At 40.0% G+C, this 14,404-nt stretch carries 13 protein-coding genes and 1 pseudogene; 13 read left to right on the top strand and 1 reads right to left on the bottom strand.

Features of this window, described 5'->3' with window-relative positions; translation table 11 throughout:
- Positions 1-95: 95 nt before the first annotated feature.
- From AB1L08_RS14495 to AB1L08_RS14460, 8 genes and pseudogenes are all read left to right on the top strand, one after another.
- Positions 96-686 (top strand): annotated as a pseudogene (locus AB1L08_RS14495) (Mu transposase C-terminal domain-containing protein); the annotation flags it as partial.
- Positions 679-1,479 carry an ExeA family protein gene (locus AB1L08_RS14490; RefSeq protein ID WP_413065379.1) on the top strand — a complete coding sequence of 267 codons (801 nt, stop codon included), beginning with the start codon at positions 679-681 and terminating at the stop codon, positions 1,477-1,479. The pseudogene AB1L08_RS14495 and the gene AB1L08_RS14490, both read left to right, overlap by 8 nt.
- Positions 1,476-1,709: a DUF5348 domain-containing protein gene (locus AB1L08_RS14485; RefSeq protein ID WP_413065378.1), complete on the top strand. Its 234-nt coding sequence runs from the start codon at positions 1,476-1,478 to the stop codon at positions 1,707-1,709. The genes AB1L08_RS14490 and AB1L08_RS14485 overlap by 4 nt, the downstream gene beginning before the upstream one ends.
- A gap of 569 nt (positions 1,710-2,278) precedes the next feature.
- Complete coding sequence (locus AB1L08_RS14480) at positions 2,279-2,533, top strand: hypothetical protein (protein WP_413065377.1); 255 nt, start codon at positions 2,279-2,281, stop codon at positions 2,531-2,533.
- A gap of 3 nt (positions 2,534-2,536) precedes the next feature.
- Positions 2,537-2,770, top strand: coding sequence for a pilin (locus tag AB1L08_RS14475; RefSeq protein WP_380774281.1), 234 nt, complete (start codon positions 2,537-2,539; stop codon positions 2,768-2,770).
- A 48-nt stretch (positions 2,771-2,818) separates the two neighbouring features.
- Positions 2,819-4,792 (top strand): toprim domain-containing protein, encoded by a 1,974-nt coding sequence (locus tag AB1L08_RS14470; RefSeq protein ID WP_413065376.1) that lies wholly within the window; start codon positions 2,819-2,821, stop codon positions 4,790-4,792.
- A 37-nt stretch (positions 4,793-4,829) separates the two neighbouring features.
- Positions 4,830-7,082, top strand: coding sequence for a VirD4-like conjugal transfer protein, CD1115 family (locus tag AB1L08_RS14465; RefSeq protein WP_413065375.1), 2,253 nt, complete (start codon positions 4,830-4,832; stop codon positions 7,080-7,082).
- Position 7,083: 1 nt separating this feature from the next.
- Entirely contained in the window at positions 7,084-7,356 is a 273-nt protein-coding gene (locus AB1L08_RS14460; protein WP_413065374.1) for a YdbC family protein, read from the top strand.
- 197 nt (positions 7,357-7,553) lie between these two features.
- Here AB1L08_RS14460 and AB1L08_RS14455 read toward each other — a convergent pair whose 3' ends face one another.
- Positions 7,554-7,634 carry a putative holin-like toxin gene (locus AB1L08_RS14455; RefSeq protein WP_413065381.1) on the bottom strand — a complete coding sequence of 27 codons (81 nt, stop codon included), beginning with the start codon at positions 7,632-7,634 and terminating at the stop codon, positions 7,554-7,556.
- Between the two features lie 188 nt (positions 7,635-7,822).
- Between AB1L08_RS14455 and AB1L08_RS14450 the strand changes: the two genes are divergently transcribed.
- The 5 genes from AB1L08_RS14450 to AB1L08_RS14430 are packed head-to-tail and all read left to right on the top strand — an operon-like array spanning position 7,823 to position 14,389.
- Positions 7,823-8,335 carry a hypothetical protein gene (locus AB1L08_RS14450; RefSeq protein WP_413065373.1) on the top strand — a complete coding sequence of 171 codons (513 nt, stop codon included), beginning with the start codon at positions 7,823-7,825 and terminating at the stop codon, positions 8,333-8,335.
- Positions 8,336-8,376: 41 nt separating this feature from the next.
- Positions 8,377-10,827: a pLS20_p028 family conjugation system transmembrane protein gene (locus AB1L08_RS14445; protein ID WP_413065372.1), complete on the top strand. Its 2,451-nt coding sequence runs from the start codon at positions 8,377-8,379 to the stop codon at positions 10,825-10,827.
- Entirely contained in the window at positions 10,824-11,795 is a 972-nt protein-coding gene (locus AB1L08_RS14440) for a DUF5592 family protein (protein WP_413065371.1), read from the top strand. Before AB1L08_RS14445 ends, AB1L08_RS14440 begins: the two co-directional genes overlap by 4 nt.
- Before the next feature lie 3 nt (positions 11,796-11,798).
- On the top strand, positions 11,799-13,748 hold the full coding sequence (locus AB1L08_RS14435) for a VirB4 family type IV secretion system protein (protein WP_413065370.1): 1,950 nt from the start codon (positions 11,799-11,801) through the stop codon (positions 13,746-13,748).
- Between the two features lie 2 nt (positions 13,749-13,750).
- Positions 13,751-14,389 (top strand): hypothetical protein, encoded by a 639-nt coding sequence (locus AB1L08_RS14430; RefSeq protein ID WP_413065369.1) that lies wholly within the window; start codon positions 13,751-13,753, stop codon positions 14,387-14,389.
- The last annotated feature ends 15 nt before the right edge of the window (positions 14,390-14,404 follow it).

Genomic DNA, 14,404 nt, shown 5'->3' with positions numbered 1-14,404 from the left:
TAAAACAAGAAGAATCTTTGGCAATTTAAGAATAGACACAGTTAATTTACATAACTATTTACTATACATAACCCTTATTATGTGAAGCTTCACATAATAAGGGGAAAGTAGAAAAATTTAATAGGACAGTAGATTCCTTCCTGGGGGAGGTCGCGCTTGAAAAGCCAAATACCTTAGATCGCTTGAATGAGCTTTTTCAAGTATGGCTTACTGAGTGTTATCAGAATAAACCTCATTCCGCCCTAGGGGAGAAAATCAGTCCTGAATCGGCCTTTCGAAATGACAGAAAAGCACTCCGGTTCATTGATCCAGATACCTTGGCAAATGCCTTCTTACATTGTGAAACGCGGAAGGTGGATAAATCAGGATGTATCAGTTTTATGGATCAAAAATACGAAGTTGGACTTTCCTTTATTGGTCGTCGGGTGGACGTTGTGTATGATCCTTCCAATCTGGAAGAGCTAACGATTGAGTATGAGGGCTATTCTCCATGGAAAGCCCGGAAGCTTGTGATTGGTGAGAGAGCCGGAAAACGGCCGGAAATGCCTTCACATCTTCAAACAACTGAGGCGGCTTCATCCAGACTATTAAAAGCAGCTGAACAAAAATATCAAAAGCGCCAGATTGAACAGGTACCTGCCGTTACCTTCCGTGCTGTTTGGAAGGAGGATGGCAAAAATGTTTGAGGCGTTTTACGGAATGGAACATACCCCTTTTTCTCGGGATATTCCAACAGATAAACTTTATAATTCTTCCATGATGCAAGAAATTCTTGGCAGACTTAAGTATACGGCCGATAAACAGCTTTTTGCGATTTTAACCGGTGATTGCGGGACTGGAAAAACCACTACTATTCGAAAGTTTGTAGATCGGCTTGATAATGGGAAATTTCAGCTGCTTTATTTATCCGATTCAAAATTGACTCCCCGGCATTTTTATAAAGGGTTGTTGGAGCAACTAGGCACAGAGGCAAAGTTTTACAGAGGTGATGCCAAAAGGCAGCTTCACCGAGAGATTGAATTAATGCGGGGAATTCGCGGGATTCATCCTGTTTGCGTGGTGGACGAGGCTCATCTTTTAGATCGTGAAATGCTTGAAGAGGTCAGATTCCTGCTTAATTTCAAAATGGATGCCCAGAGCCCGATGGCCCTTATTCTTGTGGGGCAGAGTGAATTATGGGACCGTCTAAGGCTTCAATCATTTGCGGCCATTCGCCAGAGAATAGATATACAATTTAAATTGGGACATTTTGATCGTGCACAGGTTGAGGATTATGTATCACAGCATCTTCAATACGCGGGAGTAGATCAACAAATCTTTTCCGATAAGGCATTGGATGAGATTCATCGTTTTTCCGGAGGAGCCGCAAGGCTCATCAATAAAGTTTGTACGCATGGTCTTCTTTATGGAGCGCAAAACGGCCGGCGAATAATCGATGATCATATGGTTAAGCAAGTTATTCAGGGAGAATTGTCATGATGCGGCAATGGTTTCCCATGAGGTATCATAAAGATTTAGGTTGTTGGCTAATGGTAAAAGGTGATTCCGGATATATGATGCATTGCGGAGAAACGTTTGAACTTAGTATCGGGAAAGATAGAAGTGTGCCTTGTCGCTTAGAATTAGGTAGACAATGGTATGTCCTCATTGGTCCGGAGGGTATTAAACTAAATTTACGAACAAGTGAAATTTATAATATTGCGATTTAAAGTTAAACGGGAAGCAGGAAAAACGGCTTCCCTTTAATTTTGGACACAGATTTCATCAAAATCCGGACAATTAATAACGTCAAATCAATGACAATATATATTGTCAGTAACAGTTGACAATTTAAGAGATATTAAAAGAAGTATAATCAGAAATGTTCGAGAAAAAGTAAGTAAAGGCAACCATTAACAATTTAATTTTAAGAGGTTGAAAAGTGATTAAAGAAAGTTAATGGAAATGAGCAGATTTTTGTAGAGTTGCTTTGTATCACGGCACGCTATGTGGGAAAATTGCTTTTTGTGAACCTTCGGCGTACCTTTTTTGAACCCTTTGCGAACTCGAACCGTACAAAAATCTCTAAAAACCATGTTATATTGTTAGTATCAAAGGATTAGGCGGACGAGAACAGCCAGTTTTGTTTTTCCTTTGTAGGACCTTTCCGTTTTGGATGGGTCTTTTTTATTGCTGTTAAACAAAGAGGGAGGGATTTACCAATTAGAAACAGTTTGTATGAAACCCAACCAAAGCCTGTAGCCAATATTTACTTATTCTAAATGAAGGAGGAAGTTGATTGATGAACACTGAGGAAAGGTCGGTTCAAAATGAACCAACAGGAAAGAACACAACCAAACCAAAACGAAAGAAAAAACGATCAAATGTTAAGCCAGAGGGCTTTCATGAGTTTGAAGCGTTAGCAAAAGGAATTTTAGAAGGGCAGGATGTTTCCTACTTTGAATGGCTCCATAAGAAACATCAGGAAGTTGTTCTCCATTTTAATTTATCAAATAAAGATTTCATTGCCGAAATGGCAAGGGAGGTGGATTGATCTATGAATCAGGTGATTACAACCATACGAAATATTACGGACGGAATTAAACCGGTGGCACCTGTGTTAGCCGGTTTAATTCTTGTCGTAATCGGTCTCTTATGGACATTTGCCAGAGATCCTCAAAAGAAAGATATGTATTCAGGATGGATGGTCAATGTATTCATTGGATTTGCCCTTGTTTATTTGGCAGCGTCCCTTGTTAGCTGGTTCTCAGGGCGTGTGGTTGGATTTTAATAGAAAAAGAGCAATCGAGTTATTTTAAAGAAGAAAGAGGGTGTCAAGATGAGGGAATTAATCATTCGGTTCGGTAAAGAAGGTGAATATTACCGGGAGTTGGATGAAGATAGGAATTACTTTTTATGGGAAGCAGACGAAATTCTCCAGAAAATAAAAATACGGCTTGATCAAGAGAAGCGAACGGTGAAACAGAAAACAATCGAATTGTGGATGAATGGTCAAAAGGTACTGGTAACTCAAATGAGTTTTGACAAAGAACAATCTCTTGAAAAGCAACTGGAAGAAGCATTGTGTAAAACTAATAAAGAACAGCGCCAGCACGTAAAAAATTTTAAGGAATGTGCAGAAAAGGAACGTCAGCTTTTTTTAAATAGAGAGTTCAAAACTTTTGCCATTCGGTTTGATCAGGTGTTGGGAAAGCCCGATATGGTACCATTTCCTTTGGTTTTGGAAGTTGACAAGTTGAAAAAGTTATTTGATGAGGTATATCCACATGTAGCAACGGGCTTTTATTCCGAATTGGAAGAAACCATCACTTCAATTGATTCATCTTACCGAACTATAGTCAAACAGATCCGGCAGAATAAAACATCCGCTAATGACGCAGCATTTAATAAAGAAGTAGAGTTGTGGTTTGAAGAAGATGAATACTTTTCAAAGTTTGTTCAGTATGCCGCCGCCAGTTTTCAATCAGTATCGAAAAAACGAATAGATGCACTTTATCCACGTTTTCGTCCATATCAAGAGTTGGAGACGTTTTTGTTTGAAGTATTAGCTTGTAAAAAGGGATTTTCAGATGCTTATACATTGCATGCTGAATTGAACAATGCATTTCTAAAAGAATATGATCAGATTTTGTTTCAAGGGACCGTGCTAAAAAAAGACGAGATGGTGGAATCGCTGGTATTGGCTCCAGTCATCCAAAAGCACTGGGATAAACTGCCTGAAATAATGGACATTGACGGAAAGGTGATTCTGGATGCAGAACAGGAACAAGTTACTGTATCAGACATTGAGGAAGCCTTGGCGGACCTTCATGCAAATGACAAAGGGCGGTACTTCCTATGCATATGCCCTGAATGCCAGCAGCAGGAGGCATTCATTTATAAAAACAATCCCAGTTTTATTCAATGTAACCGTGAAAACCAATGCGGTGAGCGTTTGATCTTGCATTTTGAAGAGAAGGATGAAGTTCTGTCTCTCAAAACGATATCGGAGAAATATCCAAATCTTACGAAAAAGCAGACCCAGGCCCTTGACTGGATGACCCGGTTCATGAAGCATATGCAGAATCATTTTGACAGTCCTACGCTTGATAACGGATATAGAGGGCTCTCAAAAGAAACAACGAAGCCGTTTATAGTTGATTTATTAAATGAGGCCTACGTTCAAAAAATGTTTGAAACAGGAAAAGAGCTTTTTCCCAAGAATTATTCAACAAATGAGTGGATGTGCAAACGGAACTTAATTTTTCCAATCTACGGAGACGATGGACATTTGGATCGCATATTATTACGATCCAGTATTGTTCCTTGTATAGAACCAAAAGAACTTCAACTGATTGTAAATCCCTCAAAAGAAACGAGGGACTTTTTTATTGACATCCCTAACAAATCGAACACATTGGTCATTAGTGAAGCGATTTTAGATGCTGCATCTTTTCGTGAAGTGGATCCTGCTGTTGGAGTGTTGGCTTTGACCGGTGCGGCCAAGACCAGAAAGATGTGTCAATTTATTTTGGAAAATAAAGCATTGCTCCAAGATAAAAATATTATATTGGCTTTAGATGCAGATCAAGCGGGGGAAAAGGCAACAAAGGAGATGATCGATACATTGGAGCAAATACAGGCTGAATATCAAGTTTTTCCTTTTCCGGCTGGTATAAAAGATGCTAATGAATATTTAAACCTTGATAGAAAGAAATTTACTGAAGCATTTAATGATGTGAAACATTCATTTGGAGCAGAAAGAAGAAACCCAGAACCTTTAAATAAACGGGTTGTTGGCATGGAAAGGTAGAATGAATTGAAAATAAAAAGGAAGGTGGAAAAGGAATATGCAAGATAAGCAACTATTAGAGCGCCTGTCGAGTCCGAAGGCAATATTCTTATTTGCCATCGGATTTTTAATTGTTTCCTTTTTCTTGGCTAATTTTGTTCTGGCTTTTTTGCAAGAGTTGCTTCTTGCTATTGAACAGTTCGCAAAAGATCCTGAGAACGCAGGCTTTTCCATTCCATGGGAAAGCTTTCTATATTTCCAGACAGATGTTCTATGGTTTTATGCCGGATTCTATTTGATTGTTGGAATTGGGCTGATTAAGTTTCTTTTTAATATAAGATTGAATTATCAGTCTTTGAACAAAGGACAGCATGGAACAAGCGAATTTGAGAAGGTCAAGGCATTGAAGAAGCAATATAAAATGATTCCTGCAGCAAAAGAGGAATATGACGGCAATGGGGGAGTCATTATATCAGGGCTCCAAGAAAAATATCGTCCTTATCGATTATTGATCGATGAAGGGCCGATTCATACCATGGTCATTGGTATTACAAGGTCCGGGAAAGGGGAAACCTTTGTCTTTCCAATGCTGGATGTGTTAAGTCGGGCGAAAAACAAACCTTCTTTGATTGTCAACGATCCCAAAGGAGAGTTGGCAGCTGCCAGTTATGATACATTGGTTAACCGTGGGTATGATGTGCATGTGTTTAATCTTATTCAGCAATCTATGGGGATGGGTTTTAATCCCTTGCAATTGGTGGTTGATGCCTGGAAAAATGGGAATCCGAGTCTATCCCAACAATATGCAAATAGTGTGGCGTACAGCCTCTATCATGATCCGAATGCAAAAGATCCCTTTTGGTCCAATTCAGCAAAGTCTTTAGTAACAGCGATTATTTTGGCACTCACCGAGGATGCCGTTGCTACAGGAAAAGAAGAAAAAGTTAACATGTATTCAGTGGCAAACTTTCTTTCTACGAAAGGCAGCGATAATGATGAAGAAGGCAATAATGCGTTGGATTTGTTTTTTAGAGCTAGGGATGACAATAATCCGGCAAGGATGATGTATGCGACAAGTAACTTTGCCGCCGGAAATACAAGAGCGAGTATTTTCTCAACTGCAATGGATAAGTTGCAGATATTCACGCTGGAGCCTAACGCAAAACTTACAAGCTATAACAGCATGAATTTAACCGATGCAGGCTTTGGTGACAAGCCTGTTGTGGTGTTTATGGTGACACCTGACTTTGATGAGTCGAACCATGTGTTGGCCAGTATTTTTGTCAGCCAGCTGTATCGCGTAAATGCGGAAAAAGCGACAATGAGTCCATCAGGGAAGATGAAGCGTCATGTCCATTTTTTGCTGGATGAATTCGGAAACATGCCAACTGTTGAAGGAATGTCCGGAATGGTGACTGTTGGTGCTGGACGTGGTTTTCGTTTTCATTTGATTGTACAGGCCTATTCTCAGATAAAGTCCCGATATGGGGATGAAGCAGATACAATCATCGGCAACTGTTCGAACCAGATTTACATTCTCACAAAGGATGAGCAAACGGCCAAGCAGTTTAGCTCGCTGATTGGGACAAAAACGATCACAGATATCAGCCGGAATGGAAAGTTATTGTCTTCCGACAAGTCTCATAGCGAATCCGTCAAGGAACGGCCTCTTATAATGCCGGATGAATTGATGCAATTAAAGGAAGGACAATCGGTAGTAGTTCGGGCCAACAAACGCCAGGATAACAAGCGCCGTAAAATCGCTCCAAAACCAATTTTTAATAAAGATGTGACTTCGCACAAATTCAGGTGGGAATACCTGGCCGATGATTTTGATAACAGCCGGTCCATATTAGACCTTCCGATTATGTCCACGACATACTACGATTTGAATTTATCGCATATGGTCTTTACTTCAAAAAATGAACAGGAGCAATTTGTGCGTATGGTGGACGCTATGGGAAAGGCTGACTTCCTTAAACTGAAAACGGATTTAAGGAAAGTGTTTATTGCATGCGGTGAATCGTTTAAGTATAAGGACGAGATAGAAAAATGGTCCTTTTTGCATCTGCTGAGTTATTTAACCTATGAAACATCCCTATCCGGTTCAATCATCTACAAAATATTTAAAAGCCTAAGACAATATCTTCCCGACACTGTTCTAGAGAAATGGGATCAAAAGATCAGGGAAGTAAGAGAAAAACAGGAGCAACAAAGATGCGAACAGGAGGAGAGTATCGGGGAAACCGGGGAGCCAATGGAATTAGATGAAAAAGAGGCATTGAGGAAACAGGTAAAAGGGGCAGTATGATATGATTTCAAAAATTGGAGGTGCAGACAAAGTGAGAATGAAATTTCAAATATTAAAGGAAATAGCCGTTCTTAAGGAAGGAAAAAACGGCTGGCGAAAAGAGTTGAATCTGGTAAGCTGGAATGGAAATGAACCAAAATATGATATCCGTTGGTGGCCGCCAAATAAATCGGATATTGGGAAAGGATTAACCTTAATGCCTGAAGAATTATTTCAACTTGGAGAAGTGATTCCCATGTTATCAAGGGACTTGCATTTAATCCATCAAGGATAATCATGATCATTTTGGCTCGTTTATTGTAATTGATGTTAAAATGTGTTATAAAAAGGGTAAGGAGTACGTAAAGTAAAAAGAGACCGCAAGTGCTGCTAACACTTACGGTCTTGTACAATAGTCGCCCTCGTTAGAGTGGCAGGCTCAAATGGTTAGGAATAGACCATCCCTAAAAGTTTTCCAGGCTCAAGGGAGGTCTATTTCTTTTTGTCTTGAGACAGTATGGCGACCAAGGCACCGAAAGCTATCATTAGAGAAAGCGCTTCATATACTGTCATCAGCCTCACCCCCTTTCACCGGGGATGAGCCAGACCGCCCTTGAGAGAGCCGATTCTATTGTACTAGAAAAAGTATAACACAACCCATGTCCTATAAGGTGTTACTTTTTATTCATATTTCCAAAAGGTTCCTATTTTACGAGTTAATTTTGATATAATCAAAGCAAAATTAACTTCGGGGGGATAACATGGCAAAACGAATTTTATTCCCTTTTGGTGCTGTATTGGCTATTCTGCTCGTGATGGCAGGATGCGGAAAACCAGAAGAGGGCATGAATGAATTAACTTTAAAGCAATTAGAAGAGAAATTGGAAAATCATGAGACATTTTTGTTGTTGACGTTTGCTGCTGATGAAAAAGATGTAAAAGACACAAGAATGATTGAAGCAGCAGATGATTCTCTACGTAGGGCAGGGTTAACAGGGTATTATACGAATTTAAAAGGTGAAAGCGATAAAACAATTGAAGGGTTAACAGAAAAGTATACTCATCCAAAGGCAGGTAGCTGGGATCCTTCAGGGGAAGGATTGGTCCTCGTTGAAAAGGGTGGTATTACCGATATAGGTGGGGGCATTGTTGACGAAGAAAGGATTAAACAACGAAAAGATGAAAAAGAACCTTTTGAATCAGACTACTTTGATGGGGCAGTTAAGGACATTTTAGAATATAGCCAGTTCTATAATATTGAACTAACCAACTAAAGATTTACTTGGAGATTTTTTGTTGGGGAAAGAGGTATTATATGAGTGAAGAACAGTTAATTGATCTATACAAAAAATTGGATTATTTGCTTCATCTTAGTGATGGGTGGTTATGGCAAGACCTTTTCCGGATAATCGGTGGAGGTCTTGTTTTTTTGTTAAGTTGGCTGAATAACTTTATTGAAGGGATCATAGATAAGATAGTTACGCTTAACAATTTTTATTCATCTGGTCCAATGAAAGAGTTTATGGATATCGCACGTCCAATTGTATGGGGCGTGTTTTTTATTGCGCTTTTTATCCTTGGATTCCAATTTATGATGAACAAAATTGAGAAGCGAAATGAAATAATACTAAATGTGATATTGGCACTTTGTTTTATTGTAGTAATTCCTGATTTAATGATCAATATGGGGAAAATAACAAAAATCGGTGTAGAGGAAATTAACCCTGAAAAACAAAGTCTTGCAACCGAGCTTGTAAAGAGTAATGTGGCCGATGTCCGATATTATGCTGAAAATAACTTTAGGTTTTCAGGTAAAAAGAACGGTGATAATCAGTTGCCGCCACTACCGGCAAGCAAAGTTGATAGTAAGATAGGTACAACAGATTTTACTCACGCTAATCGATTAACGGAAGACTCTTTACCATATATATCTTTTACCGAAAAACTAGATGTAAAAACAGAAGAAAAAAAAGGTGGAATTAAAGGCTGGGCGGAGAAGAATTTAGATAAAACAATTCGTGATGAAAAGAACGGTGTATTAGCCAATAAATTAGTCGCTACTGGAAATGGTGATCAATTTGAAGTGCAACAACTGCGAGAGCATCAAATTCCTTTAACGACATTGGGGCAGGAAAGTTATTATCGCTACCATGTGAACTGGTTTGTTTTAATTTTCTCTTTAGCAGTCACAACGGTTGCTCTAGCCATAACGGTAATCAAAATCGGTCGTTCCATCTTTGATTTGGCTTTCCACCAAATATTTGGGATGTTTATTGCCGCAACTGACTTAACCGGCGGTCAACGTACAAAGAAGGTGTTGGTCGAAATCATGAACACCTTTGCCGTTATCTTTATCATGACCATGCTGTTAAAATTATTTATCCTGTATTCGTCGTGGGCAAACGGGCTGAAGGGGAGCATCGGCGGCGTGGGTGTTCTTCTTTTGCTTATTGCCGGTGCCTGGGCATTAATTGATGCGCCTGATATTGTTCAGCGGATGCTTGGTATTGATGCTGGTTTACGAAGCGGATATCAAGCCATGCTGGGAGCGTATGCAGGAGCCAGACTAGCCGGTACTGGTACCAAAGCTGTCGGGAAAGGAATAGAGAAAAGTCTTGGCCTTGCAGGGAAGGCTACGACAGGCTTAGCAGGTGGAGCGAATTTTGCCAGGCGTACAGTGTCAGGTATAGCCAGTAAAACACCGGAAGAAATGGCAGGACGGTCAAGAGTCCCTGTCAAGCCGATGCCTGGAATAGCCGCAAAAGGAGAAATTCCTAAGCAGGGTAGTGAAAAAATGAAGGGTAACGGGGAGTCGCCAAAAATGGCGAATGAGGGTATAAGAGATGGAATATCTGCTTCTGGAAATGAGCAGTTGGATACGGCTTCTCAAACTAAACAAAAGTCAGGAGAATCTTTTGTAAACAGTGCCATTCCCTCACAACCATCGGGGCATGCAAAAGACAGAGGAATTTCGAAGGTCCAGTCCTCTAAGGGAGCAATCGCTGCCAACAAAGGCACAGAAGGGCAAATGAAGGGACCGATCTCTGCAGGAAAAGGTACTTCTTCAAATGCAAAGAGGCAATCAGTGGGATCATCTTCACAAGTGGGACAAAGTCAACAAAATATACCATCCGGATATGCCCAAACAGCATCCGGAATTTTAGTTCCTGGATCGGCGGTCGATAAAATGGAAACTTCACCAAGTACGCACTCAAGCTATAGATCACAAATAACCAGCTCAACTATTTCTGCTCAATCGGGCCCTCAAAGTAGTGTTTCACCGATAGGGGGTAATCAAGACACAACTTATACGGCTGGAACCGTAGAGAAGTCTTCAAGAGGGAGAGAAGGATACGCTCCGTCAACGTCAGGCCAGACAGTACCTGGTGCTGCTGGTGAGCCAACTTTCGGGCCCCCTCAACAAAGTAAATCGTATGGCCATAAAGAGGTCCATCATACAAATACATTGGCTGGCGGGAACCGACATGTACAGCAGGCAAAGGAGCAGATTGTACGTGCGGGAAATTCAGGCTTTAGCCTTGGTCAAAGTATCCGGAGATTAGGCAGAGGATCCGGTAATGCAGCCATACAAACTGCAAGGGCGGTCGTTCATCCTAAACAAACCTTGCAAACAGGTATTGATAAAACGAAAAGTGCCACACATTCCCGTGTAAATAATATGAAGCAATCCATGAATACGTTTGTTCACCAAATAAAGACACCACCCGGACACCGAATGAACAGGAAGGGGAAGCATAACGAATGAAGTATGAAATACCTAAAGAGATTAGATCAAAGCCTAAACTTTTCGGATTGGAAATGAAGGAGCTAATCATCTTGTTGATTAGCTTCTTTCTTGTATTTACTATGTTGCGTGATTTAGTTCACAGCGTCTTTACAATTCCATATTTCGTTATGAGTGGGGGAATATTGTTGTGGATTGTCCTGCCATCCAGAAACAATCCGGGTTTGAAAAACTACATGTCCTTCTATCTGCTTTTTAAACATAACAGACAAGCATACCACTCATTGGATATCCAGAAGCTTTTGAATAAGACATTGCTTCAAGAAGAACGTAAAGCCATGGGAGAATTGAAAAAAGAACAAGAGGCCGTTGTGCCAATGGTTCATCCTGCTCCTTTCAACAAACAAAAGAAGAAAAATGAATGGTTGAAGCGTCTTAGGTTCAAGAAAAGAGAAAAAACACGAAAGAAACAAGTAAAGAAAGAAAAAGTATTAAGACAGACTCCTTCAGTTCTGCCTTTTTTACAGATACATGAAGATCACATTTTAATGAAAAACGGTGCAATGGACATTTTGCAGATCACCACAAAAGATTTGGACTCGATGAATGATGGAGATTTGCAATTTATGTTATTGTCCCAAGCACGGCTATTAAGAAGTTACTTTCCGGCATTTAAGGAAGTCGCTTTGAACTTTCCTGCAAATACAGAAAAACAGAAAGCCTATTGGTTAAGGAAAAAAGAGAAAACGATTGATCCATTGCGTTTACAATTTATTGAACGAAAATTATTTGAATTGGATTACTTGGAGAAAGAACGTACCAATCGGGAGTTCTTTCTTTTTTTATATGCCGAGACTCCTCAACAATTACATGATCAAAAGAAACAATTCATTCGGGCAATGCAGCAGACATTTCCTTTAGAAGAATTGTCGATTGAAAAGAAAAAAGACGTGCTGTTTGTATTGAACAATCAAAATTCCAAACTGTAGGTGATGAAATTGAAACTGATCAAAGGGAAAAAAGCAGGGACTGTAAAAACGAAGGAAGAAAAGCCTAAGCATGATCCTTCCTTCTTGGCCGCCATTCAACCGATGGGTGGAATTAACTTTAAAGATAAGTACATTCAAAAGGGAGATGGGTATGAAGCGTGCATTCATATTTGGGATTATCCAAGTGCAGCAAATGAATTATGGTTGGAAAAAATCATGGCCATGCGGGACGTGATCACGATCAAAGATGTAGCAACAATGGATAAAGATGAAGCTGTCAGTTCTATTAATAAAAGTATGCTGGAACAACAGGTTCGTTTTCAGAGTTCAAAACATGACTCGGAACGAATTGATGCACAAAACAGCTATCGTGAATTAGAAGCGCTCTATCAGGATATCAGTCAAATGGGGGAAGTTGTCAAACTTGTTCATCTTCGTCTGTTTGTCCATGCTGTCACGCTTATGGAATTAGAGCAAAAGATTCAATCTGTGATAACGGAATTAAACTCACTTGGTTTTAAAGGGCAAATATTTTTAAATGAATCCAGTTGGGAATGGCAATCGATGTTTTTGCCGTATGATCAACAGCAGGATTTCCCTAATAAAAGGGAAGGAAAGGGAATCCCGGCTCTTTCACTCGCAGCAGGGTTGCCTTTCCACTTTTCAGAACTAAATGATCCAAAAGGCAGTTACTTAGGAGCCTCCTTTACCGGCGGAAATGTTCTCTTTGATCTGTTTCACAAAGACAAAAAGCGCCGTTTTTATAATGGGGTTGTAGTGGGAACAATGGGTGCGGGCAAGTCAACAGCGTTAAAAAAGCTGACAATGGACAATGCCTGCCGTGGAAATTTTATACGTGGCTTTGATGTAACAGGGGAATTTACAACACTTGTTGATGCATTGAACGGTCAAACCATCAGTTTAGATGGAAGTCATGGAGTGATCAATCCACTACAAATTTACCGTGTAGAGGATGGAGGGGACTCAGTTAAAAATGAAGAAATAAGTTTTATGCAGCACCTATCAAAAGTAGCCACATTCTATGAGTTTTTAGCAAATAATCCATCAACGGAAGAGATTGAGGAGTTCAAGAAAATCCTTCGTTCTTTCTATCAATATCTTGGTTTTACAGAAAAAATTCATACAACCGGGGTAACAAACTTGGAAAATAATGAGTATCCCATTTTCAGCGACTTCCTTTCATATTTAAGAAATGAACTGTACGAGGTCCCTGAAAAGAGGATCATCCGGCGCGAGTTATCCGTATCCCGTGCAGATCGATTAGAAAAAATCGAATTGGTGATAGATAACTTGGTTCATACCCATTCCTATTTATTTAATGGCCATACGACATTACCGGAATTCACGAATGAACAGGTGATCTTCTTTTCCATCCGGAACTTAACCCGGTTGGAGAAAAGCGTTTTTAATGCCCAAATGTATAATGCCTTAACACTCATCTGGGATAATCTCATTCAAATTGGTGCCCCGCAAATGAAAGCTATTTATGAGGATGAGAACTTTGACGAAGATGATGCCGTCCGGTTTATGGTCATTATTGATGAAGCCCATCGGTTGGTTAATGCGGATAATATGTTGGCCGTGGGCTTTTTAACAGACTTTGCAAGGGAAGCCAGAAAGTATTTTGGCGGACTGCTTCTTGCGAGTCAATCCATTCGTGACTTTGTTCCGGATCATTCGGATACAGAAGTGGTGACAAAGATTCGTACCCTATTTGAACTCACCCAATACAAATTCATCATGCAGCAGGATTCAAATACATTGGATGCGTTAAGGACCATTTTTGAAGGTCAAATGAGCCAGTCCGAAATTGCTCAAGTACCTCAGTTTCAGCAAGGAGATTGCCTGCTTTCGATTACCGGTGTGGGAAATTTATTGTTTAGTGTGGAAGCCTCCGATGAAGAATTGGCACTGTTCCGTGGAGGAATGTAAGAATGGATAAAGCGACGAAAACAAAGTTTACCATTGTGTTAATCATTGGTGTTGTGCTTTTGTGGATGATTATAACCAATCAATTCGGCAGGAAAGAAAGTCCCGAATTTGATGGCTCGTTTGCAAATACAGCTTTTCCCGATGATTCAATAATCAACCAGGCAGAGCAAGAAACAGCCCATCAAGAAACGGAAAAACAGTCGAAAGAAGATAATGAAGTTATTGAAGAAGAACCTGACTTTGAATCAGAGTATGCTTCAACATTTGGTGATGAAGCATTAGAAAAAGGAAAGGAAACTGCAGAGAAGGTTGTAACTTTATGGTTGGAAGACACCGATAAGGCGAAATGGAAACCATATTCCAGTTCGTCTTTTTTTAATGCAATAAAAAAAGAATTATTCCCTTCCGGGGACGAAGTTTCCCGCAAAGTGGATGAATTAGAAATATATGCAGCATCACCAGACAGTAAAAAAGAGATGAGATTTGGAGTAATGGCAACTTGGGATGTGGTCCATGACAACAGCATTATCGGAAAACAAACCCAACTATTCTATGTGTCAGTGGTACCTTACAAAAATAGTTGGGTGGTCAATAAAATAGTGGAACCATCTGAAGAGAACCATTCATCTAGTAAACAATGAAACAAGAAAGGGGGC

The organism is Siminovitchia jepli, from assembly GCF_047228825.1.
GTDB lineage: Bacteria > Bacillota > Bacilli > Bacillales > Bacillaceae_C > Siminovitchia.
This window is presented reverse-complemented; position numbering and strand designations above follow the sequence as displayed.